Source organism: Paenibacillus montaniterrae (assembly GCF_018403185.1).
GTDB classification, from domain to species: Bacteria; Bacillota; Bacilli; order Paenibacillales; family Paenibacillaceae; genus Pristimantibacillus; species Pristimantibacillus montaniterrae.
In genome coordinates, this window is the sequence record NZ_BOSE01000001.1 from 41,447 (window position 1) to 66,566 (window position 25,120).

26 protein-coding genes are annotated in these 25,120 nt (G+C 46.5%); 17 read left to right on the forward strand and 9 right to left on the reverse strand.

Annotated elements, in window-relative coordinates; genetic code table 11:
* Positions 1-28: 28 nt before the first annotated feature.
* From KJS52_RS00275 to KJS52_RS00285, 3 genes are all read left to right on the forward strand, one after another.
* Entirely contained in the window at positions 29-796 is a 768-nt protein-coding gene (locus KJS52_RS00275) for a polysaccharide deacetylase family protein (protein ID WP_213512588.1), read from the forward strand.
* A 187-nt stretch (positions 797-983) separates the two neighbouring features.
* Positions 984-1,907 carry an S-layer homology domain-containing protein gene (locus KJS52_RS00280; protein WP_213512590.1) on the forward strand — a complete coding sequence of 308 codons (924 nt, stop codon included), beginning with the start codon at positions 984-986 and terminating at the stop codon, positions 1,905-1,907.
* A 149-nt stretch (positions 1,908-2,056) separates the two neighbouring features.
* Positions 2,057-3,499 (forward strand): nicotinate phosphoribosyltransferase, encoded by a 1,443-nt coding sequence (locus KJS52_RS00285; RefSeq protein ID WP_213512592.1) that lies wholly within the window; start codon positions 2,057-2,059, stop codon positions 3,497-3,499.
* A 75-nt stretch (positions 3,500-3,574) separates the two neighbouring features.
* Here KJS52_RS00285 and KJS52_RS00290 read toward each other — a convergent pair whose 3' ends face one another.
* Both KJS52_RS00290 and KJS52_RS00295 read right to left on the reverse strand, forming a co-directional pair.
* Positions 3,575-3,802, reverse strand: a complete 228-nt coding sequence (locus KJS52_RS00290) for a DUF3892 domain-containing protein (RefSeq protein WP_213512594.1) — start codon at positions 3,800-3,802, stop codon at positions 3,575-3,577.
* Positions 3,803-3,814: 12 nt separating this feature from the next.
* Positions 3,815-4,585, reverse strand: coding sequence for an MBL fold metallo-hydrolase (locus KJS52_RS00295; RefSeq protein WP_213512596.1), 771 nt, complete (start codon positions 4,583-4,585; stop codon positions 3,815-3,817).
* 252 nt (positions 4,586-4,837) lie between these two features.
* Here KJS52_RS00295 and KJS52_RS00300 point away from each other — a divergent pair, with 252 nt between their 5' ends.
* Positions 4,838-5,407 carry a stalk domain-containing protein gene (locus tag KJS52_RS00300; protein WP_213512599.1) on the forward strand — a complete coding sequence of 190 codons (570 nt, stop codon included), beginning with the start codon at positions 4,838-4,840 and terminating at the stop codon, positions 5,405-5,407.
* A 67-nt stretch (positions 5,408-5,474) separates the two neighbouring features.
* The gene (locus KJS52_RS00305) at positions 5,475-5,798 is read left to right on the forward strand and encodes a DUF1292 domain-containing protein (protein ID WP_213512601.1); all 324 of its coding nucleotides are present in this window, start codon (positions 5,475-5,477) and stop codon (positions 5,796-5,798) included.
* A 104-nt stretch (positions 5,799-5,902) separates the two neighbouring features.
* Here KJS52_RS00305 and KJS52_RS00310 read toward each other — a convergent pair whose 3' ends face one another.
* Positions 5,903-6,934, reverse strand: coding sequence for a hypothetical protein (locus tag KJS52_RS00310; protein ID WP_213512602.1), 1,032 nt, complete (start codon positions 6,932-6,934; stop codon positions 5,903-5,905).
* A gap of 101 nt (positions 6,935-7,035) precedes the next feature.
* On the reverse strand, positions 7,036-8,505 hold the full coding sequence (locus KJS52_RS00315) for an aminotransferase class I/II-fold pyridoxal phosphate-dependent enzyme (RefSeq protein WP_213512604.1): 1,470 nt from the start codon (positions 8,503-8,505) through the stop codon (positions 7,036-7,038).
* A gap of 187 nt (positions 8,506-8,692) precedes the next feature.
* Between KJS52_RS00315 and KJS52_RS00320 the strand changes: the two genes are divergently transcribed.
* Positions 8,693-9,868 carry an MFS transporter gene (locus KJS52_RS00320; RefSeq protein ID WP_213512606.1) on the forward strand — a complete coding sequence of 392 codons (1,176 nt, stop codon included), beginning with the start codon at positions 8,693-8,695 and terminating at the stop codon, positions 9,866-9,868.
* A gap of 110 nt (positions 9,869-9,978) precedes the next feature.
* Here KJS52_RS00320 and KJS52_RS00325 read toward each other — a convergent pair whose 3' ends face one another.
* The gene (locus KJS52_RS00325; protein WP_213512607.1) at positions 9,979-10,629 is read right to left on the reverse strand and encodes a YktB family protein; all 651 of its coding nucleotides are present in this window, start codon (positions 10,627-10,629) and stop codon (positions 9,979-9,981) included.
* Between the two features lie 257 nt (positions 10,630-10,886).
* Between KJS52_RS00325 and KJS52_RS00330 the strand changes: the two genes are divergently transcribed.
* Both KJS52_RS00330 and gnd read left to right on the forward strand, forming a co-directional pair.
* Positions 10,887-11,483, forward strand: a complete 597-nt coding sequence (locus KJS52_RS00330; protein WP_213512609.1) for a YkzI domain-containing protein — start codon at positions 10,887-10,889, stop codon at positions 11,481-11,483.
* Positions 11,484-11,709: 226 nt separating this feature from the next.
* Complete coding sequence (gene gnd, locus KJS52_RS00335) at positions 11,710-13,128, forward strand: NADP-dependent phosphogluconate dehydrogenase (RefSeq protein ID WP_213512611.1); 1,419 nt, start codon at positions 11,710-11,712, stop codon at positions 13,126-13,128.
* A 5-nt stretch (positions 13,129-13,133) separates the two neighbouring features.
* Here gnd and KJS52_RS00340 read toward each other — a convergent pair whose 3' ends face one another.
* Positions 13,134-13,433, reverse strand: a complete 300-nt coding sequence (locus KJS52_RS00340; protein WP_213512613.1) for a hypothetical protein — start codon at positions 13,431-13,433, stop codon at positions 13,134-13,136.
* Between the two features lie 85 nt (positions 13,434-13,518).
* On the opposite strand from KJS52_RS00340, the gene KJS52_RS00345 reads away from it, so the two are divergent.
* The 5 genes from KJS52_RS00345 (at position 13,519) to ptsP (ending at position 19,718) form a co-directional block, all read left to right on the forward strand.
* On the forward strand, positions 13,519-14,055 hold the full coding sequence (locus tag KJS52_RS00345; RefSeq protein WP_213512615.1) for a shikimate kinase: 537 nt from the start codon (positions 13,519-13,521) through the stop codon (positions 14,053-14,055).
* A 44-nt stretch (positions 14,056-14,099) separates the two neighbouring features.
* Positions 14,100-15,395 (forward strand): 3-phosphoshikimate 1-carboxyvinyltransferase, encoded by a 1,296-nt coding sequence (aroA, locus tag KJS52_RS00350; RefSeq protein WP_213512617.1) that lies wholly within the window; start codon positions 14,100-14,102, stop codon positions 15,393-15,395.
* 91 nt (positions 15,396-15,486) lie between these two features.
* Complete coding sequence (locus tag KJS52_RS00355) at positions 15,487-15,924, forward strand: CoA-binding protein (RefSeq protein WP_213512619.1); 438 nt, start codon at positions 15,487-15,489, stop codon at positions 15,922-15,924.
* 171 nt (positions 15,925-16,095) lie between these two features.
* The gene (locus KJS52_RS00360) at positions 16,096-17,982 is read left to right on the forward strand and encodes a glucose PTS transporter subunit IIA (protein WP_213512621.1); all 1,887 of its coding nucleotides are present in this window, start codon (positions 16,096-16,098) and stop codon (positions 17,980-17,982) included.
* Complete coding sequence (ptsP, locus tag KJS52_RS00365) at positions 17,979-19,718, forward strand: phosphoenolpyruvate--protein phosphotransferase (RefSeq protein ID WP_213512623.1); 1,740 nt, start codon at positions 17,979-17,981, stop codon at positions 19,716-19,718. Before KJS52_RS00360 ends, ptsP begins: the two co-directional genes overlap by 4 nt.
* Here ptsP and KJS52_RS00370 read toward each other — a convergent pair.
* Complete coding sequence (locus tag KJS52_RS00370; RefSeq protein ID WP_213512625.1) at positions 19,715-20,245, reverse strand: type 1 glutamine amidotransferase domain-containing protein; 531 nt, start codon at positions 20,243-20,245, stop codon at positions 19,715-19,717. The two genes, ptsP and KJS52_RS00370, sit on opposite strands and share 4 nt — an antisense overlap.
* Before the next feature lie 63 nt (positions 20,246-20,308).
* On the opposite strand from KJS52_RS00370, the gene KJS52_RS00375 reads away from it, so the two are divergent.
* The 4 genes from KJS52_RS00375 (at position 20,309) to KJS52_RS00390 (ending at position 23,139) form a co-directional block, all read left to right on the forward strand.
* Positions 20,309-20,776 carry a VanZ family protein gene (locus KJS52_RS00375; RefSeq protein ID WP_213512627.1) on the forward strand — a complete coding sequence of 156 codons (468 nt, stop codon included), beginning with the start codon at positions 20,309-20,311 and terminating at the stop codon, positions 20,774-20,776.
* A gap of 224 nt (positions 20,777-21,000) precedes the next feature.
* On the forward strand, positions 21,001-21,282 hold the full coding sequence (locus KJS52_RS00380) for a cell division protein ZapD (protein ID WP_246563008.1): 282 nt from the start codon (positions 21,001-21,003) through the stop codon (positions 21,280-21,282).
* 142 nt (positions 21,283-21,424) lie between these two features.
* The gene (ccpA, locus tag KJS52_RS00385; protein WP_213512630.1) at positions 21,425-22,435 is read left to right on the forward strand and encodes a catabolite control protein A; all 1,011 of its coding nucleotides are present in this window, start codon (positions 21,425-21,427) and stop codon (positions 22,433-22,435) included.
* The gene (locus KJS52_RS00390) at positions 22,432-23,139 is read left to right on the forward strand and encodes a 5'-methylthioadenosine/adenosylhomocysteine nucleosidase (protein ID WP_213512632.1); all 708 of its coding nucleotides are present in this window, start codon (positions 22,432-22,434) and stop codon (positions 23,137-23,139) included. The genes ccpA and KJS52_RS00390 overlap by 4 nt, the downstream gene beginning before the upstream one ends.
* 90 nt (positions 23,140-23,229) lie before the next feature.
* Here the strand turns inward: KJS52_RS00390 and KJS52_RS00395 are convergent, their stop codons facing one another.
* Complete coding sequence (locus tag KJS52_RS00395) at positions 23,230-24,423, reverse strand: acetoin utilization protein AcuC (protein ID WP_213512634.1); 1,194 nt, start codon at positions 24,421-24,423, stop codon at positions 23,230-23,232.
* 36 nt (positions 24,424-24,459) lie between these two features.
* Positions 24,460-25,098: a GNAT family N-acetyltransferase gene (locus KJS52_RS00400; RefSeq protein WP_213512636.1), complete on the reverse strand. Its 639-nt coding sequence runs from the start codon at positions 25,096-25,098 to the stop codon at positions 24,460-24,462.
* Between the last annotated feature and the right edge of the window lie 22 nt (positions 25,099-25,120).

Below are 25,120 nucleotides of genomic sequence, written 5' to 3' on the forward strand. Positions count from 1 at the left end.
CGAAAAGATAAATAAGGGACAGGAGCAGATGACCGTGTTAAAGCATCTAGGCAAATGCTTGTTGTTGTTTATAAGCTTCACACTTTCAAACCCGGGTGAAGTGTTGGAGTCGTATAATGAGGTTCATGACAGAAAATATTACGAGCAGCGCGGCGATATATTATGGGAAGTACCGATTCATAAGAAAATGATTGCATTAACGTTCGACGACGGCCCTCATCCCAAAATTACACCGCAAATTTTAGATTTGTTAAACCAATATGAAGCCAAGGCAACATTTTTTGTTGTAGGAAATCGCATTGATAAAAATACTGACATTATTTTGCGTGAAATTAATGAAGGACACGAAATAGGAAATCATACCTTTAGTCATGCTATGTTTAATCGTAATGTGTCAAAACAAAAAATTAGCAGCGAGATTGAAATGACTGCTCGAAAATTGCAAGAAGCAGCTCATGTTAGTGGTGGATGGTTTCGCCCGCCTGGAGGCTACTATAATGATCGAGTTGTTGCCGCCGCCAAGGAGCAAGGGTATAAAGTGGTGATGTGGTCATGGCATCAGGATACAGAAGATTGGAAGCGCCCCGGTGTCAAAAAAATTGCCCAAAAAGTTATAAACAATGCTCGTAATGGAGATATCGTGCTCATGCATGATTTTGTGCATAATTCAAATCAAACGATAGAAGCGTTAAAAATAATATTGCCCGAGCTAGCAGCGCAAGGGTATCAATTTGTTACGATCTCTCAATTATTAGAAGCGAAGCATATCGAAGAAATGATGAATGAAATGAAGTGAAAATTGTACGCCAAGCATGAAAAGCATTGAGCTTCCCCAAGGCTCAATGCTTTTTGCTGCATCAGAAGCATGTTGTTACGGACATAGGACATTTGAATTAATTTAGCCCATTTTTGCCAAAGCTGTGCAACAATCTTGAAGACAAGTACGTTTAAGCAAATGAATACATCATAAGGGAGGAATGAATGTGAAGAAGAGTAAACGTGCAGCAATTGTAGCGTTGTCATTGCTTACAGTATTAGCGCTAACGCCAGTTGCTTCAGCATTCAGCGACATTAAGGGGATGAAGGGTGAACAGCATATTAATCACCTGAAGGAACGCGGAATTATTAAAGGCGATGCAAAAGGACAGGGTGCTTTTCGTCCGCATGATAAATTAAGCTATGCGCAGGCAGCGGTGCTGCTGGATGAAGCGTTTGAGCTGAGCCTGGCACATATTCAATTCGTTAAAGCGCCTAATGCAAGTGATTATTACGAGAAGGTAAAGGACAACCAATGGTATTCTCAAGCATTCATCGATGGTTATCATAACGGTGTTGTATTCGCGAAGGATGTTAATCCGAATGCGCCAATTAGCCGCGAGGAGTTTGCAGCATTGTTAATGAAGCAAGTCGACAATAAAGTTGATTACGCGCTTATTAAAATGTTTGTCGGCTACAATGATTTAGAGGAAGGCAAAGAGGAGTATAAGGGTGAAATTCAAAAGCTGTTGCTGCTGAAATTTGCTGAGCTTGACGACAAAGGAAACTTTAACCCTGCCAAGCCAATTACGCGTGAAGAAGCCGCGATCTGGCTGGACAAAGCGGTAACATTTGTAGAAGAGCGTCTGGAGGAGCAGGAAAATCAACAGCAGCAGTCTGCGTTGCAGGATGTTAAGCTTGTGACCGAAAAGGTTAACGAGGATGTTAACAAAGTAACAGTTAGCGCTACTGTGCCGCATCCGGGCTACGGAATTGCAATCAGCTCGATTCAATTTGAAGGTGATATTGCTTACGTTCATGTCAAGCAGGTTGATCCAGATCCGGACAAAATGTATCCGCAGGTTATTTCCACTGTTTCTGTAGATGCTTATGTTTCTTCTGATTATAAGGTAGAGCTGGCAACACCATAATGATCGTAAGCATTGTCCAATGCTTACAACGAAAGGATGGAGGGAAATCTCTCCATCCTTTTCTGTTTTTATTGACTTCTGATGAAAACAATTCATAATAAGAGCAATACCATTTATGTGGGTTTACGAGAAGGAGAGCAGAAGTAGGCATGACAGAACAGCACTTAATGCTGCACACAGACAAATATCAACTTAATATGATGTACGCACACTGGAAGCATGGTACGCATGTGCAAAAGGCAGTGTTTGATGTATATTTTCGCAAGCTGCCCTTTGGCAATGGCTTTGCCGTTGCAGCTGGCTTGGAGCGCGTCGTTCGCTACATTGAAAACTTGCGATTCAGCGATGAAGATATTGCATTTTTGGCCAAGCAGGAAGAAAATTATGATTTGGCTTTTCTTGAGGAGCTGCGGCAGTTTCGATTTCACGGGGACATTTATGCGGCGGTTGAAGGCTCGCTAATATTTCCGAATGAACCGATATTGCGCATCGAGGCATCGATATTTGAAGCGCAAATTATTGAAACGGCAATCCTTAATTTCGTCAATTATCAATCATTGGTTGCAACGAAGGCGGCTAGAATCAAGCAGGTGGCTCCGCATGATATATTGCTGGAGTTTGGTACCCGTCGTGCTCAGGAAGCGGATGCGGCCATTTGGGGGGCTCGTGCAGCCTGCATCGTAGGCTTTCACGGAACTAGCAATTTGCGTGCCGCCATGCTGTTTGATTTGGAGGCGAAGGGGACACACGCACATGCCTGGGTGCAAATTCACCCAAGTGAGCAGGAGGCGTTTGACCGCTATGCAGAGGCGCTGCCGGATGATGTCACATTGCTGGTGGATACGTATGACACGCTGCGAGATGGCGTGCCGCATGCGATAGAAACAGCTAAAAAGCTGGCTGCCAAGGGCAAGCGCTTAAAGGCGATCAGACTCGATAGCGGTGATCTTGCGTATTTGTCGAAGCGCGCACGCAAGCTGTTGGATGATGCCGGCTTGCCTGATGTGAAAATTGTTGCCTCGAATGATTTGGATGAAAACATTATTGTAGAGCTGAAGGCGCAGGGCGCGCGTATTGATAGCTGGGGCATCGGTACTAAATTAATTACCGCTGCGGACAACCCTGCCTTGGGCGGGGTTTACAAGCTTGTTGCCAAGGAAACGGACGGACACTACGAGCCTGTTATTAAAATTTCCGGCAACCCGGAAAAAATAACGACACCAGGCAAAAAGAATGTGTACCGGATCATTAACTTGCTTACAGGCAAAGCGGAAGCTGATTATATCGTGATGCATGATGAGCAGCTGGAGAACAGCGCAGAGCCGCTAATGCTTTATGATCCGACACATCCATTTATCCGCCGCAAGGTGGAAAATTACCGGGTAGTGCCTTTGCTGCGGCCTATATACAAGCAAGGCCAGCTTGTATATGAGCTGCCGACAGTAAAGGAAATCGCAGCCTATCACAAGCAGCAGCTTGAGCTGTTTTGGCCGGAAACGCTGCGCAAGCTTAATCCTGAAAAATACCATGTAGTGCTAAGCGATAAGCTATGGAATTTGCGCAAGGAGTTAATTAATCAGCATTCCAAATAAATGAGAAGGGCAGCCCGATCGTTTTGGATCGTCGGACTGCCCTTAACGATGCATATAACATTAAAAGAAGAGGTTCTAAAAGGTTGGCAATTGGTCTAAATTGTTTTCTTCGATACCATCCGGCACAGAGCGAATATGCTGCTCATGGTCACGCCCTTTAAATAGCTGCAAATGCTTAATCTCGCCGTTGCTAACCATTTCCTGTGCGCGAATGTAATCGACCACCTCACCTGAGGAAAGCTTAAATTCTACGATGCTTCCTTCTGCATTGCGGCGTACAGCGACAACCTCATGCTGCGACATATCATCAGCTCCTTATTCGATAATGGACGGTTTGCCTTGCTCAACAATCGTCATTTCTCCCGTCTTACCGATATAATTCCCAATTGTGTCGCCATAATGCATAAGCTTGATTTTTCGCTGCAGCTCTAGGGGCAGAGTTAACAGCTGCTCAAGTGAAGTATGCACAACCCCCGGGCTTTCCAGCTGGCAATCATGGTAGAAGGTATGTACACCAGCTTCCTGCAGCTCCAACAGCAGCCTGGGATTGAAAACCATGTCCGCTGAATAAAAGAAATGATCGTTAATAAGGAAAGAAAAGCTGTCTTTGCCGGGAATATGGTCCGTTTTGAGCAGCCGTACCTTCAAATCTTCAGCTAATTGAACATCGACATCCGGCTGCAATGCCACAACATGGAAAAAGCAATCGATCGAGTTCAATTCTCCTTGAGCAAGACCGCCCTGCAGCGACTGGCTCCATAATGGTTCAATTAGCGATTCGGCTATATATAATACAGGCTTTCTATGGTAGGTATACATCATTTGAAAAGCCAACTCCTCCAAGCCGCCAATATGATCGGCATGAATATGGCTAATCAATATGCCATCCAGCTCATCAAACGTTTTTCCCGATTGATACAGAGCATAGGGCAGCGTAATGCCGCAATCGATCAGCAGCTTCATATGCTCGGTTTCGACAAGTGCATTGTTATTATAGTAGGCTTTAGCAAAGGCATTTCCTGTACCAATCATCGTAATTTTCAAATAGAAGCCTCCTCCCACAATAGACAAAATCAAATGTATCATAACTACAGCTTCATTTCAGTAATATGGCTCACAAAAACAGAGCTTATTTGCTGCTCGGCAAAATAGCCATTGTTAGCATTGTATCGAATGCTCGAACGAGATTCAATAAGCCGGGACTCTCAATTTACAAATTTATACACTGGGCAGCAGAGAAGGGCAAAATCATTAATTTTTTTTCATTATATTCGCAACTTTTTAATGGCACTTAAGTCTAATTACGTAACAATGCTTACAGTGGAGGTTAGACTTGGAATGAAAAAAGCAATGCTGTTTTTTTGTGTCGTTTTGATATGGTGCTCAACTATTGCGTTTGCTAATGCATCTAGTCAGAAAATTAAGGTGCTCGTTAATGGTGCGAATTTAGGAGAGATCGGGGCGATGATCGACAACACAACCTATTTGCCATTGCGCAAGTTAGGCGAATCGTTGAATGCGATTGTCGAGTGGGACGCCAATAGCAAATCTGCGCACATCTATCAACCGAATGTACATATGTTTGTCTATAATAGCAGCAACGGCTCGGAAACGACCTTTGGCGAGGTTTCCAAGGGCTTTAGCGGTAAAATTAAAGTGTTTGCGCAAGTCGATGATGTTCAGTTCAAGCTGAAATCCGTTCGCTTTACGATTTCCGATCCAAGCGGGAAAGAGACCGTAATTCAACGCATTCCGGTTGATAAAAATCGCGACAACTACTGGTTTGTTACGGATGAGACCAACTATCGGTTCAGCGCAACAGGCAAATACACAATACGCTGCTATATGCAAACCGAATTTAGCGATGATTGGGTGCTTACTTCAGAGAAAATCATTACCTCAACTTAGAATTTGACCGACCGATCACATTCTGTTAGGATGGTAATGACTTACATAAATCAATTGAAATGAGGTAATGACTGTGAGTGAACATCAACACGGCCCCGACTGCGGATGCGGACATGACCAAGACCACGATCATGAACATGAGGAGCATGTATTTATAATAGCGGACGATGAAGGCGAAGAGCGTGAAATGGTGATGGTGTATACATTTGAGTCGGAAGACAATATGTATGCAGTATTGCTTGATCGTCAAGATCCTGAGCGTGATGGCGTTATTTTCCGCATTGAGGAAGAGGAAGAAGAAACCTTCCTGGTTGGCATCGATGATGATGCTGAGTGGGATCGTGTGCAGGCGATTTATGAAGAAATCGCACGTGCAGAAAACGGTGAATAGGCAGCAGGCTTATTCGACTCGCGATAAAAAGGACAGCTGTTCAGCAGCTTCGTAGCCCTTGCGCAAGCAAGCAGACGAAGTAAATGAACGGCTGTCCTTTCTTGTTATCGTTGATCGACCTGCATGTGCTGCTGGCACTCTGTCACGAAATGCTGCGGCTGATCAAGAAATAGATAAATATGGCGGACAGATTTTTGGCTGCCGAACAGCGCCGTAGCGACAATCGGCTCCTTCAATGTAAGGAGCACATTTGCTTCAGTAGCCAGAGGCGCTAGAGATGTTTTCAGCTGCTCATTTGTCAGCTTCTCAAATTTGATCGTCGATATAGATTCGATGTTTTCCAATTTAGGCTCACATGACATTTGCAATCCGTATTGCAGCTTAATCGTGTGCTTGCTTACCGCAATCGGATTTAAAACCATTGCGCGAAAATCAGCGATTAACAGCAGTATGAGATAGACGTTTCCTATCGTAAACAGCCATGCGACGAGATGAGACCATTGCGCCAGTACTATATGAAACAAAACGCCTTCGAGAACGAGCAGCTTGCAGGCGAATAGTACGATAATAAGCCAATTCGATTCCTTATGATAGCTGAATGCCGCAGTGTGTGGCGCAACCGCTTGTTTTTTGCGCCAAGAGAAAAAGGCGTAATAAAGCATGGTAAGTTCATGAATAAGCAGGGCTGTCCATCTATTGCTGCCGATTTCGTCAGTCATGCTTTTTCGCAAGGCAGCAACAGGATAATGAAGCTGCATCAGGTTTGCCTTATAGCTGCGGAAAATTCGTGAAGCTTTATAGCCTATGTAGACGACATATGCGAGCTCGAACGGAATAATGACCAATGCAACAAGCTGCAGCAAATGATGGGCCGGACTTGGAAGAATAAGCAGCAGAGCGAGAAAGCCGAGCAGTGCGAATGGAGCGACAGCGATCATATTTTTACGCTGGCGGCGCACATGTATAAAGTAAAGCAGTAACGGGATGACGATGACAAAGTCCAATGCGATCGCAATGGATAGCAGCTCCATATCCTCCACAAACAGCTGTGACCTGGCAAGCGTAAGATCAAACAATATGATAATACCAATTAACGCAATAAAAAGAGCTGCAGGGCGTTTCTTCACTCCTGTCATATCAAACACACTCCTTTCAAATTTGCAAGCTTGCTAAAAAAAACGGCATCCAAACTTTTGAGCTTGAATGCCGATGATGTCATGTTATGGTAATATTCAGGCTAAAAAATCGCTTTTTCCTCGACGATAACCTTGACGAATTCAATGTTGCGATCCTCCGGGCCTTTGACCGGCAGGCCAACCTCCACATGCTCCACAATATAGTCGATATTTTTTTGCGAGATGACCTCGCCAGGCAGCAAAATCGGAATGCCGGGCGGATAAACATAAATGAATTCTGCCATAATCCGTCCTGCCGACTCCTTGAATGGAATAACCTCGGTTTCTGCATAAAAAGCATCGCGCGGCGTTAAGGAAAGCTGAGGAATTTCAGGAATTTTTACAATCAGCTCACGCGCTTCCGCCCCTTCAAAATACGTTTCAGATAATGTTTTTAGGGCAATAATAAGCTTTTGTATCGACTCTGCATTATCACCTGAAGTGACCAGACAAAGGATATTGTACATATCGCTCATTTCAATTTCGAGGTTGAAATGCTCGCGCAGCCAATTTTCCGTATCATAGCCAGTAATGCCAAGGTGACGCACATGTATCGTCAGCTTTGTTGGATCATAGTCATAGGTCGCCTCGTCACCAAGGATTTCCTCGCCAAAGCAGTATAAGCCAGGAATTTGATTAATCGCTTCCCGTGCTTCATTCGCCAATTGAATCGCTTGATCGGCGATTTGCTCTCCGTACAGCGCAAGCTGGCGCCGAGCTGTGTCCAGCGAAGCTAGCAGCAGATACGAGGTCGAGGTAGTCGTCAGCATGCTCAGAATCGTCTGCACGCGCTGCGGGTTGACAAGTCCTTTTTTTACATTCAGTACAGAGCTCTGCGTCATGGAGCCGCCAAGCTTATGCACGCTAGTAGCAGCCATATCTGCGCCAGCCTCCATCGCTGACATCGGCAGCTTCTTATTAAAATGAATAAGCACGCCATGCGCTTCGTCAACAAGCACAGGAATATGATAGCTGTGTACGAGATCAACGATTTCCTTCAAGTTGGCGCTAATGCCAAAGTAGGTAGGATTAATGACAAGCACGGCCTTCGCATCTGGATGACGTTCCAGGGCACGTCGCACGGAACGCGTCGTAATGCCGTGATCAATACCAAGGTTTTTATCCTGTGCCGGTGATATAAATACAGGACGAGCCCCGGCAAAAATAATCGCCGACAGCACCGATTTATGAATATTGCGAGGAATAATAATTTTATCCCCCGGAGCGCAAACCGATAAAATCATAGCAATAATCGCTCCGCTCGTGCCTTGCACAGAGAAAAACGTATAGTCAGCGCCAAACGCATCCGCAGCAAGCTTTTGAGCCTCTTCAATTACCCCTGTAGGCTGATGCAGATCATCAAGCGGCGCAATGTTGATAAGGTCAATGGACAGGGCATTTTCGCCGATAAAGGAACGGAATTCGGGATCGCTGCCCATTCCTTTCTTATGTCCCGGGATATGAAATTGTATTGGGCTTTGCGAAGCATGATGCTTAAGCGCTGTAAATAGTGGTGTACGATGATGATCCATCGTTGTCATCCCTGCCTTTCATCCGATGTACAAACATATAGAGTATAACAAAAACAAGCGGATATGCAATACATTTTTGCAAAGTGCTTGCAGCGAAAAGCGTGATGACACCTAAACTTGTGACGAAAAGTTCATAGTTGATTGTGAACAGATGTGATACGATAAATGAATGGAGGGATAATGAAAAATGGATAAACGAATGCTAGTCGTCATGGCGATCCTTATGACAACGTTTGTGGGCTTTGGTATTATCATTCCTGTCATGCCAGAAATTATTTTGGAGACGGCTTCAAGCAATGCTGAGCTACATAACGGCGCTATATTGGCAATTTATTCTCTTGTATCATTTATTTTATCACCTGTATGGGGCGGGTGGTCTGACCGGATAGGCAGACGGAGCATTATTATTGTAGGCTTGATCGGATTTTCCATCAGCTTTTTAATGTTTGGCCTGGTTGCTGGAAATTTGCTATTAATGTATGTCGCCAGAGCGCTCGGCGGCTTATTCTCAGGCGCTGTAACCTCGGTCATTGTCGCATATGTTGCAGATATTACAACTGCAGAAACGCGCACGAAGGGAATGGCGTTTGTCGGTATATCGATCGGCTTCGGCTTTATGATTGGTCCTGCAATTGGCGGCATGCTAAGTGTAGTTTCCTTAAATACACCGTTTTATGTTGCTGCCGCGTTATCGCTGATCACCGCTGTTTTTGCTTTTATGATTTTGAAGGATACAGGCGTTCGCGCTGCGCAGGACGAGCCTAGAGTGTCACGCTGGAAGGCGTTTGAGGGCGTTTCAAAATATTTGTACGTGCTTGCGTTCTTCGTTACCTTCACGCTAGCATTTATTGAAGCGACATTGCAGTTCTTCGGCATTGAGCGTTTTGATGTTACGCCTGGTCAAGTAGGATTGATGTTCTTATACTGCGGCTTGGCGGGGGCCATCGTGCAGGGCGGTATTGTTCGCAGATATGTAAAGCCAGGTCAAGAGCCCAAATTTATCGTAGTTGGACTAATCATTTCTGCAGCTGGATTTTTTATGCTGCTTAATGCGCATTCAATGGCTTGGGCTACGATTTCCCTTGTTGTATTCGGCATTGGCAACGCGATTACAAGACCGTGCATTACGTCTTTGATTACATTGAAGACGAGAGTAGGCATCGGCGTAGCATCCGGACTTAGCAATTCAATGGACAGTCTGGGGCGGATTGCTGGCCCGTTAATTGGCACGCTGTTGTTTTCGTTCTCTATTACATTGCCGTACATCATTGCTGGAGCACTGTGCTTGCTTGCACTTTTGCTCGTGTATCAATTCAAGCTGGCTGATCGCGAGGCCGGCCCGAAAGTCAATCCTGTAAAATAAGCCTTTGCGGCTGTCCAGAAACTCAGTGAAAGCTGATGCTCTGGGCGCCCCAAAGGCTTTTCTATTTCACTGTGTGCACAGCTCTGCTAAATGCGATTCTAGCAAAGGTCCTAGACGTAGGCGAGGCACGCTTTTTTGTAGAGCGGCATAAGCTGCTCATAGGTTTCGGCCGCGAAGCGAATAAGCGCTTGCTCATCAGCGACGATCGGATCGTTTGGCGCCAAATGGCGGCCGATCAGCAGCTCTGCTTTGCCAACATCGCGGAAGCGGGCCAGCAGGTTGCGCCAATCACCCGCTGCAAGCTCACTCGCTGCGATCGCATCTTTTTTCATATGGTCAAGCGAAACGACATAACTATTTGGTACGAGGGAAATCAGCTCATCAAGCTCGTTCAAGTAGGCCGTTGCAATATTACGCTTGCCTGGCACTTCATAAATAAGCGCCAGCCATACAAACAGATGATCGTCAAACAAGCCAAGCTGAAAATGAGGATGTGCCTTATAGCCGCGTTTGTTGGCGCATAGGGCAAGCCACGTGTCATTAGGCGGATTAACAGTGCGGCGTGCATGCTTGGCGATATGAAGGTACATCTCGCTGCCTGCCGAAGGACTAATTTCCGCTGCAAGCTGCTCGCCGATGCGCTGAAGCTTTGGTCGGATTTGCTCCACGATTCCGTTCATTCGTTCATTAAGTCCAGCTATTTGAAAAACTGCGAAATCATCTGTCGTAAAACCAGTAGCCGTTTTTGTTTTAGTTGTCATAGCTTACGTCCTTTCCTTATTTATTGAGAAATCTTATCATTTAATAATTATTATAACATAGCTGTGCAAGGCTGTCCGCATTTTGCCATTAAAAAACCTTAAACTTTACGGGTTACGATTAGGATTGCAGAAAGAGGAGAAAAATAGTCAATAAACCAAGTTGCCAATACATAAGATGAAGTATAAGATAAAGGTAAGGGGGAATAGTCAGAACATTTAGGCTATTTCCCAATTCACTCAATTTAGGGGGGATTGCCGTGAATAGAAACTATGAAGTAGAATATTGCAACCTTGAGCTTCGTTTCGAGCGGCGGCAAATCCAAAATTTGATACGGGAGCTCATTCAGGAAGGGTATTCTCTATACTGGAGTGAAACAGAAGGAAAGTTTCTCGTGTCAATTCGAACGGGGCGTAAGCTCGTGAAGCTTCACTTCGAAAAGGTGAATCAGCGGTACCGTATAGTTGGGGATTACATTATTAAGGATGAGCGATTATCCGAGCTGCTAGAAAAGCTAATTAATGACTCTCGTGGGCATGCAGTGGTGAAAAGAATCAAAGATCGCCAAATCGTAATTGAAAACATTATGTTTGGCGAAATCATTCGATTGGTGGAGGTGTCTGGTATGGAGCATCGTATTATTTATCAGAAAAAACCTTTTGTTACCTTTGAAGACATGATTCAAGCTTTTCAGTCCAAACGAGCAGAGGAGAGAATTGGCGTGCTGCGTATGGAGCTTGACTACGAGTTAAGCAATTTGCATGAGGCAATTGCAGCACAGGACGAGACTAAAATAGCGCAAATTACAGAACGGTTACAGACACTGCGCATCGAGATGCTGCAGCTTGAAATGTAAACCGGAGGCCACTCTTTTTCAACTTGTGCATAGATAAAAAACGAGTGAATTGCATTTCGCTCGTTTTTTTGTGCGGCAATTGAGATATAAATGAAGCTTGGGTCTGCAATTGATAATTGTGATGAGAAATTCATTACAAATTCATCGAGAACTGTTTTCTTATTGTATTAAAAGGAGTAAAATATAGCTATTGTAAAAAATAAAGAAGAAGGATGGAATAAACCAAATGTCTAAACAACAAATTGGCGTTATCGGTATGGCTGTTATGGGTCGCAATCTGGCTCTTAACATTGAAAGCCGTGGATTTACAGTTTCTGTATACAATCGTTCCAGAGAGAAAACAGACGAGTTGATGGCTGAAATTGAAGGCCAAGGCAAAAACCTTGTCCCAACATACAGCATTGAGGAATTTGTACAATCTCTTGAAGTACCACGCAAAATTTTAATTATGGTACAAGCAGGAGCTGGTACAGATGCTACAATTAATTCGCTAACTCCTCATCTTTCTGAAGGCGACATCATTATTGATGGAGGCAACGCATACTTCCCTGATACGCAGCGCCGCAGCAAAGAGCTTGAAGCACAAGGCTTCCGCTTTATCGGCACAGGTGTATCCGGCGGCGAAGAAGGCGCGCTTAAAGGACCTTCGATTATGCCTGGCGGTCAAAAATCTGCTTATGAGCTGGTTGAACCGATTCTTACAGCGATTTCTGCTAAAGTTGGCGACGATGCTTGCTGCACATATATCGGACCGGACGGAGCGGGCCATTATGTAAAAATGGTTCACAACGGTATTGAATACGGAGATATGCAATTGATCTGCGAAGCATATGATCTGTTGAAAAATGTTCTTGGCGTATCGACTGAAGAGCTGCATGAGATTTTTACAGAGTGGAATAAAGGCGAGCTTGACAGCTACCTTATTGAAATCACTCGCGATATCTTCTCAAAATATGATCCTGAGACAGGCAAGCCAATGGTTGATGTTATCCTTGACTCAGCTGGTCAAAAAGGTACTGGTAAATGGACAAGCCAAAGCTCGCTTGATCTAGGTGTGCCATTGTCGATCATTACTGAATCTGTATTCACTCGCTTCCTGTCTGCAATGAAGGAAGAGCGCGTAGCAGCAAGCAAAGTGCTAAGCGGTCCAGAGCGTCCTCAGTTCACTGGCGACAAGGCTGAATTTATTGAAGCGATTCGCAAGGCGCTTTATGCAAGTAAAATTTGTTCTTATGCGCAAGGCTTTGCTCAAATGCGCGCTGCTTCTGAAGAATACGGCTGGGATTTGCGCTACGGCGACATCGCGATGATTTTCCGCGGCGGCTGCATCATTCGCGCTCGCTTCCTGCAAAACATTAAGGACGCATATGATCGCGATCCTAACCTTCGCAACCTGTTGCTTGACGAATACTTCAAAAACATTGTGGAATCCTATCAATCCGCATGGCGTGAAGTTGTGGCAACTGCTGTTAAATACGGCGTTCCTGTGCCGGCATTCTCCAGCGCATTGGCATACTTCGACAGCTATCGCTCTGAGCGTCTTCCTGCTAACCTGCTGCAGGCACAACGAGATTACTTCGGTGCTCATACGTTCAAGCGTGTAGACAAAGAAGGAACCTTCCACTTCAACTGGCTGCAAGCTTAATGAGGCTAGGAGCGAATTCCATGCGAAGCCTCGCGCAACCATTCGCGCAATCGCTCGGCTTCGTGCTCGCTGCTGGAACGGCGGCTAATTAAAGCCATTGCTGCTTCAGCGTACGCATGGAAATTTTGCAATAAACGTGGCTGCGATAGACCTAGTACGGCTGGGTCTTGATCAGCCACTTTTTTTGTTATATAGCCAAGCATCCACACAACATCGTCACGGGACAGCGGATAAGTGGGGTCCAAAATCCGCTCAATCTTTTGCTTGGTCTGATCCTGGAATGTACGGCTGTGATGTTCATTCATAATCGTTCCCTCCTAAATTTATCTACCCTATACAGAACTAAAATGTTATGATAATGAAGATGACCTCGTATAAAGGATGAATGTCATGGAAATTTGCAAAAAGCTAATTCTTATTGGTTTCATGGGCACTGGCAAATCAAGTGTAGCTGCAGGCTTGTCAGAAGCGCTCGGCATACCGCATCTTGATATGGATGCTGAAATTGTAAGCTCTGCCGGCTTAAGCATACCTGAAATTTTTGCGCAGCAAGGCGAGCAGGCCTTCCGTACAATAGAAACGAAAGTGCTGGAGAAATTGTTGCTGGCTCCAGATCAAGCGATTATTGCTACTGGCGGCGGAGCGGTGCTGAAGCCTTACAATTGCGAGCTTATGCTGCAGCATGGCTTTGTCGTTGCGCTGCAGGCAAGCGAGCAGGTCATTATTTCGCGCGTGCAGCAGGATACTGGACGACCGTTGCTGCAAGGTGATGTAGCAGAGCGCGTTCGCACTTTAATGCAGACACGTGCGAAAGCGTATGATTTTGCGCATATGTCACTCGATACGTCAGCCCTTTCGATCCCGCAAGTTGTGTCAGAAATCGTTGAAGCATGGCACATAGAGGCTGCTCGAAAAACCAGTCCATAACGAACTTATTAAAATATTGATAGCTTAGAAAAGGAGATTGTAACATGGATGTAATTGTAACCCCAACTCCGAATTTGCAAGGCGAAATCGGGGCGCTTTCCTCCAAAAACTATACGACGCGCTATTTGCTTGTCGCTGCATTAGCAGAAGGGACAAGCACCATTTACTATCCGGCACATAGCGAGGATAGCGATGCGATGCGTCGTTGCATTCGCGATCTTGGCGCCATTTTGCAAGAAGATGACGAGAAAATCGTCGTGACTGGCTTCGGCCGCCAACCGAAAGATGTGAAGGAGCTTGATGTTGGCAACGCTGGCGCCGTGCTTCGTTTTTTAATGGCGATAGCTTCTTTATGTCCAGATGTTACGTTTATTAATCGTTACCCAGACTCTTTAGGCAAGCGCCCGCATGGTGATTTGATCGATTCCTTGACTGCGATGGGGGTAGAAATTGAGCATAATGAAGGCAAGCTTCCAATCCGAATCAAGGGTGGAAAGCCTCGTGGCGGCCATATTCAAGTATCAGGCAATATAAGCTCGCAATTTTTAAGCGCGCTGCTGTTTCTTACCCCGCTCCTTGAAGAGGATAGTGAAATTGAAGTGCTGCATGATTTGAAATCAAAGGTGGTCATCGGCCAAACACTTGAAGTGCTTGAGCAGGCTGGAATTGTTATTCATGCGAGCGAAGACTATATGCACTTCAAGGTTCCAGGCAATCAATCCTATCAAGCGCGTGAATATACAGTCCAAGGTGATTATCCCGGCTCTGCGGCAATTCTTGCTGCTGCTGCGGTAACGAACTCTAATGTCATTGTACACCGTTTAATGGAAAATAGTAAGCAGGGAGAGCGGGCAATTGTCGATGTTTTGAAAATGATGAATGTGCCGTTAACCCATGAAAACAACATCGTGCATGTAAAAGGCAATACTCAGCTTAAGGCTGTCGAATTTGATGGCGACCATGCTACGGATGCCGTGCTTGCGATGGTTGCAGCTGCGGTGTTCGCTGAAGGCACCTCACGCTTCTATAACGTAGAAAACTTGCGCTACAAGGAATGCGACCGCATTACAGACTACCTGGCAGAGCTGCGCAAGGCAGGAGCCGAGGTAGAGGAGCGGCAAGCCGAAATTATTGTACACGGTCGTCCAGAGGGATTGCCTGGCGGTGTAGAAATTAACGCACATTACGATCATCGCGTCATTATGGCGTTAACGATTGTCGGCCTGCGCTGTGAGCAGCCGATTCGCATTAAGGACGCACATCATGTTGCGAAGTCATATCCGAACTATTTTGACCATTTGCAAGCTTTAGGTGCACAGGTAGAATGGGTGGAAGCGTAATCGCAGCCTGAGGCGGATAAACGTGGATGTGAAATGCGCTTGCTTCATATATATCCGTATCCCGTGCATACTATGACATGAGGTGATCGAAATGGGATTTAACAATCCAAGTCGTGAAGAGCTGAAGGCTTTGCTCGAAAAAACAGAGGTTATTGCGGTCGTAGGCTTGTCTGCATCGCGCGATCGGGTATCGTATATGGTATCGGAAGCGATGAAGAAAAAAGGCTACCGCATCATCCCTGTCAATCCAAATGCTGCGGAAATTTTGGATGAAACATGCTATGCGAGTCTGTCAGACATTCCATTTCCAGTTGATCTTGTCAATGTGTTTCGCCGCAGCGAGTATACGCCTGAGGTGGCGGAAGAAGCCGTTAAAATTGGCGCCAAAGCGCTGTGGCTGCAGCTCGGCATTTATTCTGAGGAAGCGGCGCAAATTGCTGAGGCCGGCGGCTTAACTGTTGTAATGGATCGCTGCATTAAAGTGGAGGATTCGATTCTGCTGCCGCATGGTAAAGCTGATCAGGCGTAGCTGGCGCAAAGCTTCAACGAGGCTGCATCTTTTCCTTAGGGAAGGGTGCGGCTTTTTAGTTTTGACAAATTGCCAAGTTACCCTTAACATCGTTATAGGACTTTTACATCAGTCGTCGAACCAGTAAATTTATATGAAACCGTTTCAGCAGATAAAGGATGGAGGTCAGCGATGCCGTTTATTGGAAACCTACAGCAGCTAGGTCGAGCGATCATGCTTCCAATGATTATTTTGCCTGCAGCAGCTGTGTTTCAAAGCCTGGCCCAGCTGCCGTGGCAGCATTTGGGACTGCCGCAGATGGAAGTATATTTGCAGCTTGCAGCAGCAGCTATTTTTCAATTTTTACCGTACATTTTCGCACTTGGCATTGCACTTGGCTTGACTAGCAACGGGCTGGGAGCGGGAATGGCAGCTCTGGTCGGAATGTTTATTTATAGCGGTATTACCGCGCACTATGCTCCAGGTACAGAACCAACTGTGCTGATTGGAACATTTATTGGCATTGTGGCGGGCATATCGCATTTGCGATTTAAAGATTTGCGCTTGCCTGAGTATATTCAATTTTTTGGCGGACCACGCTTTGTCCCGTTGTTCGTCAGCTTTTTTACGCTTATTTTTTCGATGTTTATCGTCAATTTATCAGAGCAGCTTGAATGGCTGCTGATCGAGCTTGGCGAGGTTGTGTCGCTTGCAGGCGGCTTTGGCGTTTTTCTATACGGCTTCGTGCATCGCATTCTCGTTATTTTCGGCTTGCATCATTTAGTCAGCCATCTGTTCTGGTTTCAGGTTGGCGGCTATGAGACGGAAGCAGGCTATATGGTGTACGGCGATTTGCCGCGCTTTTTTGCAGGTGATCCGACAGCCGGCTCATTTATGGCAGGGCTTTATCCTACTATGATGTTTGCGCTGCCTGCGATTGCGCTGGCGATTATTCATGAAGCGCGCGAGGATTTAAAGCCGCAAATTAGAAGAACCTTTACACTGGCGGCGCTTTCCTCTTTTTTAACTGGCGTAACCGAGCCGGTCGAGTTTGCGTTTCTATTTGTCGCGCCTTATTTGTATGTCGTCCATGCCTTGCTTTCAGGCTTAATTATGTGGCTAACCAATGAGCTAGGAATTTTGCACGGATTTTCATTTTCTGCAGGGGCTATCGACTATATTATTAATATGCATCTGGCTACTAATGGCTGGCTTATTATTCCGATAGGCATCGTAACCGGAGTCGTCTATTACTTTTTGTTTCGCTGGGCTATTCGCCGCTTCCAAATTCCAACGCCTGGACGAGAGGAGGGCTCGCAGCTTGATGAATGGGTAGGTGATATTCCGTACCGAGCGCCGCTTATTTTGCAGGCAATCGGCGGCAAAAAAAATATTGTGCAGATGGAATCCTGTATTACAAGGCTTAGACTTAAGGTGCACTCCGAGAAGGATATGGATGTCAATGCGCTGCGCAACCTGGGAGCTGCAGGCGTCATTCGGCTTGGCGGTGGTCATGTGCAGGTGGTATTCGGCACCTATTCCGAGCTGATTCGTGAGGAAATGCTGAAGACGATCCATCGCGATCAGCAGCAGGTATCGTTCCATTCGCCAATGCAAGGGCGAATGATTCCGCTGGCGGAAGTGCCGGATCCGATTTTTTCTGGGCAATTAGTGGGCAACGGGGTCGCTTTTATCCCAGATCGCGGAGAGCTTGTGTCGCCTGTGCGCGGCAAGGTAATACACATTTATCCAACGATGCATGCGATTGGCCTGCTGACAGAGGAAGGGCTGGAAGTGCTGCTTCATATCGGCATCGACACGTCGAAGCTCGTTGGCAAAGATTATTTTACGGCTGTTGTAAAAGAGGGAGAACAGGTTGAGCCTGGACAACTGCTAATTCGCTTTAATTTGCAAAAGGTTAAAAAAGACAGTAAGTCTCTTGCTACACCTATGGTGATTACGAATTCTGATCGCGTGAAGGCTTGGCGATTTGCTCCGTTTATGGCGGTTAAGAAGGGGCAGTCCTCCATTATGTCGGTCGTACTTGAGGAAAGCAAGAGTGAGGGGGAAGTACGATGATTCAAGGTATTGGCGCTTCATCAGGCATTGCTATTGGCAAAGCTTTCGTATTGCCGAATTGGGAGCTGGAAATTCCAGAGCAGCGAATTGATGTGGCGGATTTCGCCAAAGAGTTTGAACGAGTATACGAAGGCATTAGAACCTCGAAGGATGAAATCAATCAGATCAAGGATGAGCTGAAGGATACAGTAGGAGAGCAGGAAAAGCAAATTTTTGATGCGCATCTGGCAATTCTTGATGATCCGGTTTTTATGAATGAGATACAGGGCATCATTCAGCGGCAATACAAAGCAGCAGAGGTCGCGGTGAAGGAAGCAGTGGATCATTTTGTTACGATGTTCGATCTGCTCGAGGATGAGTATATGAAGGAGCGAGCGCTCGACATTCGCGATGTCGGCAATCGGCTGCTCAAGCATTTGCTGGGCGTTCCGGAAATTCAGCTGCCGAGCGACAACCAGCCCTTTATTCTTATTGCCAAGGAGCTTTCACCGTCACAGCTTGCTCACCTTAACCCTGAAAACGTGCTTGGCATTGTGACGCTGACCGGAAGCCCAAGCTCACATGCCGCGATTATGGCAAGAGCGCTTGGCATTCCGCTTGTCGTAGGGGTAGAAGGAAAGCTCACAGAATCGCTTGTAACCGGCCAAAGCATGGTGATGGATGGAAGTGACGGGTCGATCTATATTGAGCCTACAGAGCACATTGTAGAGCTTTATAGGCAATTGCAGGAGCAGCAGCGGGAAGCGAAGGAAATGCTGCAGCATCTTGCCGGCTACCGCTCCGTCACTGCGGATGGCAAATACGTCAGGCTGGAGGCCAATATCAGCTCGCTGAAGGAGCTCGAAATAGCGCTGAGAGGCGGCGCTCAAGGAGTAGGCTTGTTCCGTACCGAATTTCTTTATATGGATCGCCATCAATTTCCAAGCGAGGAGGAGCAGTATGCCGTTTATGCCAGCGTAGCTGAAAAGCTGCAGGAGGATACTGTTGTCATTCGCACGCTTGATATCGGTGGAGATAAGCAGCTTGATTATTACGAAATACACGAAGAGCAAAATCCGTTTATGGGCTATCGCGCGATTCGGATATCGCTTGATCAGCCGCAGCTGTTCAAAACTCAGCTGAGAGCGATTTTGCGCGCCAGCGTGCATGGCAGCATTAAAATTATGTTTCCGTTCATTACCTCAGTCAGCGAGGTGAGGGCGGCAAAGGCACTGCTGGAGGAAGCAAAGCAGGAGCTGCGTCTGCAAAATATTGCCTATGCCGAAAACATTCCGGTCGGCATTATGATTGAGGTGCCAGCAGCGGTCATGATTGCTGATGCACTCGCCAAGGAGGTCGATTTCTTCAGCATTGGCACCAATGATCTTATTCAATTTACATTAGCCGTTGATCGAATGAATGATCGAATCTCGCAAATGTATGATCCGTATCATCCGGCTATTATTCGCATGCTTTGCTCAATCGTTGAGGCAGCCAAACGCAATCATTTGCCTATTAGCGTGTGTGGCGAGCTGGCTGGCGATATAAGAGCCTTGCCAATTTGGCTTAGCCTTGGCGTAGATTCGTTAAGCATGTCGGCCCATTCGATTTTACAATTGAAGTCAAGATTGATCTATGCGTCACAGGAAGAGTGCAAGGATATTTTTGCAGAGGTTCTGGACTGTACGACAAGCGAGGAAATTAAAGCGGCGCTTGATCAATATATGGAGATTTTTGATTTGACAGCGAATGGTTAACCCAGTCGCTGTTCTAATGCTTGTACAAAGGCAAGCGCATAAGGCGGCAAATCTGGCGGACGGCGTGCGGAAATCAGATTTCCATCGACGACAACAGGCTCGTCCAGCCAGGTTGCGCCGGCATTTTCCATATCATCGCGTATGCCAGGCGTTGAGGTAACGGTGCGTCCTTGCAATATTTTTGCGGAGATCAGCACCCAGCCTGCATGGCAAATTTGCCCGATCGGTTTATGCTGCGCGTTCAATTGCTGGACAATTTCCAGCACCTTCGGATAGCGTCTCAGCTTATCAGGAGCCCAGCCTCCCGGCACGAGCAAGCCGTCTATTTGCTCGGCTTGCAGCTCATCGAATGAAAGATCGGCTACAGCAGGCACGCCGTATTTGCCAATATGCGTCGCTCCTTTTTTCGGACCTGCAAACAGCACAGTCGCACCAGCCTCGCGAGTACGGTATACTGGATACCATAGCTCCAAATCCTCAAATTCATCATCCAACAGACAAATTACAGTTGCATGTTGCAAAGTCATAGCGAGCCTCCTAAAATTTTTATAAGTTTAGTTTATTGTAACGAAGCTGAAAGGTTGAAGCAAATGAAAACTATTGAACCAACGAAAGAAGCTGCCGCTCCAGGCTACACAGCACGAATCAAATGGCAGCGCAAGCTGCGCTGGCTGCCGGCCATTATATGGATGGGCGTTATTTTTTATTTATCCTCGCGAACAGGCGATGAAATTAATACAGTGCTCCCGTTTATCCAAAAATATTTTCCGTTTATCGAAGATTTCAATTGGGGGCATTATGTCAGCTATTTTGTGTTAGCGATCACGGTTGACTACGGCTTTGGCGCCAAGGCGCGAAGCTGGAAAACAAAGCTGTTGATCGTGGCGATCTGTACGCTTTATGGTGTAACGGATGAAATCCATCAATACTTTGTTGGCGGCAGAATGATGGATATTTATGACGTGCGTAATGATTGCATCGGCGCAGCCTGCTGGGTGCTGCTTGAGCGGATACCATTTGTACGAGCGCTTTGGAAAAAATTAAGTTTTGCAGCTTAGCAGGAAAAGAATCAAAAAATGTCGAATCTCTTACGTGACATAATGTGTATTTTACGCTGATGTGAGATCGTGTGAGGGAGTGAAATCTCATGCAAAAGCAATGTAATTGTGGTGAGATCATGAATTTAAAGCTAAGAACTGTTATTTTTTCTGGAAGGGTCGAAATTGATAACGTTCCTATTTATACATGCAATGCATGCAGCCACAGTGAAGTAATTCCTGAAGTGAAGAAGGATCTGTCGGGTCTGATTCAGGAGCTTGGGGCTTGTCCAGAAAAGCAGAGCTATTTGTTTAACGAGTGCAATGAATGGGCAAATATATTAGTAGAGTATAAATTGACACAAAAAACAGCCCAATCCGCGCAATACAAGCTGGAGCAAATGGTGGAGCAGCGCACCAATGATTTGCTGGATCTGTATTTGCTGGCTCAAAGCTTGCAGGATGACGCTTGGTTGGAATCGATTCGCAAAAGATTGCAGCAAATTGGCGCGCAGATGAAATATTGATAAGGCTTATACATACATAACGACAATGGCCGTGCTGTAATTAGGATAGGAGAAACATTGCGAAAATTGTTTTTTTACAGTATTATAATTCCAATATGTGTCGAACGTATCAATAATTTTATAGTAAATGGAGAGAGTGCTCGTGACGGTAACGATATATGATGTAGCAAGAGAAGCAGGAGTGTCAATGGCAACAGTATCACGTGTAGTGAACAATAATCCGAACGTTAAGCCTGCAACACGCAAAAAGGTTTATGAAGCGATCGAGCGTTTAGGCTACCGTCCAAATGCGGTAGCTCGCGGCTTGGCCAGCAAAAAAACGACAACGGTTGGTGTTGTAATTCCTGATATTTCCAATGCAATTTTCGCAGAGGTTGCCCGTGGAATTGAAGATATCGCCAATATGTATCACTACAACATTATTTTGTGCAATGCTGACAAGAAGAAAGAGAAGGAAATCCGCGTAATCAACACGCTGCTAGAGAAGCAAGTAGATGGCTTGCTGTTTATGGGCGGCGCCGTTACAGAGGATCACCAGCAAGCTTTCCGTACAGCGAATGTACCGATTGTGCTTTGTGCAACCTCGGACGAGTCTGGCAACATTGCATCGGTTGATATTGATCATGAGGCTGCAGCTTATGATGCGGTACAAGCTTTGATCAAGCAAGGTCATAAGCGCATTGCGATGATTAGCGGCACGCTTGAGGATCCGTCCAATGGCTTCGCTCGCTTTAGCGGCTACAAGAAAGCATTGATTGAAGCTGGCATTGCCTATGATGAGACGCTGGTGCGCATCGGCAATTACCGCTACGAGTCTGGTGCAGAGGCTATGCGCTATTTTATCGAGCTTGATCAGCGCCCGACAGCGGTATTTTCTGCAACTGATGAAATGGCAATTGGAGCGATTCATGCGATCCAGGATCGCGGCTTGCAGGTTCCAGGCGATATTTCGGTCATTAGCGTTGACAACAGCCGCATGGCTTCGATGGTGCGTCCGCAGCTTACAACGGTCGCTCAGCCAATGTATGATATCGGAGCGGTATCGATGCGTTTGCTTACAAAGCTGATGAAGAAGGAAAATGTTGAGCAAGCACAGGTTGTTTTGCCTCACGAGCTTGTTGTTCGTCAATCTGTAGGAGGCAGCAACGCATGACTTTGAAGAAAATCGGCATTATTGGCGCTATGCTTGAGGAGATCGAGCTGCTGCATCAAAATGTCCAGCAAGTTGAAGAAGTGAGAAAAGCGGGCGTGAGCTACTACTCGGGCACGCTTCACGATATTGAGGTTATTTACTGCAAATCGGGCGTTGGCAAAGTCAATGCCGCGATTTGCACGCAGGTGCTGCTTTCCTTCGGCGTCGATGCAGTTTGGTTCACGGGCGTAGCGGGAGCGCTTGACCCATCGCTTGATGTTGGTGATATTGTTATTTCGAGCAGCGCGCTGCAGCATGATATGGATGTGACCGCACTTGGCTTTGCTAAAGGCGTCATTCCGTTTCAGGAAGTGTCCGATTTTCCGGCGGACGCTGCCTTAATCGAGCTCGCTAAGCAGGCAGGCGAAGCGCTGTTCCCCAATCGTACGCTTGTAGGCAAAATTGTATCCGGTGATCAATTTATTGCAAGCGTAGAGAAGGTGAAGGAGCTGCACGAGCAATTTGGCGGAGCATGCGCCGAGATGGAAGGCTCTGCGGTAGCGCAAGTATGCGCGGCCAATGAAGTGCCATTTGTCATTATCCGGTCAATGTCGGACAAAGCCGATGGTTCAGCAGATGTTACCTATCAGGAGTTTGTTGTCACAGCGGCAAACCATTCCTACGCTATTATTGATCATATGATTTCTCAGCTAAGCAGCAAATAAAGCAGATCATAATAAATAGACTGACAGCTTGTCGTGATAAGCACGCGCGAGCCATCAGTCTTTTTTGTTCCTGTTTTTTATTCCGGATGATTAAAAATCTTGCACAGCAACCGCCGCAATATGCTGATTGCGCGCTGTAATTTCCGCCCGGCGCGGAATTTCCTCGATCTCTCCCGCTTCATCCTGCCAATGGTTCGGCAGCTTTTCCTGACATAGCGGGCTCCATTGTGCAAGCCATTGTGACGGTAGCGGAATACGCTCACCATGTTGTGAAGCCTTATGCAGCTCAGCGCGCAGCGGATGCTCGCTCATTTCCAGCCATACTAATGACCAGGCGCGCGGTACAACACGCCATATATCATAGCCCCCTCCGCCAATTGCCACCCATTTGCCGCCGCAGTATTGATGCGCCAGTTCATGGATAAGCTGCGGAATTCGCTCATAAATTTTCATCGAGCAGTGCAAATGCGATAGCGGATCATAGGCATGAGCATCACAGCCATGCTGACTGACGATAAGATCGGGCTGGTAGTGAGCAATCGTGCGTTTCAGCGTATATTCAAAGCTATTAAGCCAGGAGTCATCCTCTGTATAAGGCTCTAGCGGCACGTTGACGCACGCTCCATAGCCTTGCTCAATGCCTCGCTCATATTGATAGCCCGTGCCGGGAAACAGAAACTTTCCGGTTTCATGAATCGAATAGGTGCAAACGGACGGATCAGCGTAAAAGGAGAGCTGAACGCCGTCGCCGTGATGGACGTCGGTATCGATGTAGAGCACGCGCAAATGATGCTTTTGCTGAGCGGCACGGATCGCGATGACCGCATCATTATAAAGACAAAAGCCGGCAGCTCGATTGGGCATGGCGTGATGCAAGCCACCCGCCATATGGTAAGCATGCTGCAGCTGTCCGCTAGCCACCTGCTCAACAGCATACACCGTACCAGCTACAATGGCGCAAGCCGCTTCGTGCATGCCTTGAAAAAATGGGGTATCATCGCCATGCAGCCCGTACTGCTCAGCGCTATCCATCAGCGCAGCTGGCGGATTTTCGGCACTGAGCCCTTTAATCGCTTCAATATATTGGGGCTGATGGGCTAGCAGAAGCAGCTCGTCCATTTCATATTCGGGCGGCTGCACAATATGTTCAACAGCCAATGCGTTTACATGCTGCAGCAAGGAAATGGTTAGCTCGTAGCGAATCGGATGAAAGGGATGATCCTGCTGAAACTGATATGTATTTGCCGCATTGGAATGGATAAAGCTAACGGATGACGTTGTCATTTCGAGACATTCATTCCTTTCTATCAATACAGAACACTAATACATAAAACGATTGCGGAAACGAACGCGGTCAAACTGCTCGATCGAGGAAAGCGCAACCTCAGGTCCGATTTTCACCATAAGACAGTTAGCGGGATGAGAGCATATCTCCGGATCATCCGTTGCGTACCAGATCATATCAACGGCTTGCATCAGCTTCTCCATCATTTTTCGATAATCCCACACGTTAAGTCCGCTGCCCTCAAGGTCCCAATGCCAGTAATACTCAGTTGTATATACAATGACATTATCGAGCTGCTGCTCGGCAAAGGCTGTTATGATCATCGCCTTACCCAGCCCGACGCCGCGGTATTGATCTGCTACTTCAACCGCGCCAAGCTCTATTAAATCCTCCATATTGCCTTCAGACCAGCGCTCATATTCATCCGGGTAGTGAAAGGTAACGTAACCGACAATATGTCCGTCCAAGTGGGCCGCGATAATTCTTCCTTCCGGCAAGCCGGCAATTTCAACCAAAGCCTCGTGCTGCTCCTTTGGCCTGCGAAAAGCGTCAAGCGTTACGTCCAGCTCCATCTGCTGCAGACGCTCAGGCGGGAGGGGGCCTTCAATCAAAATCGTTTGCTCCAGGGAAGAGATGTAATATTCCTTGCACTGGAAACGCTTTCTATGCTCCATATGCTGCTCCTCTTTCTTTAAT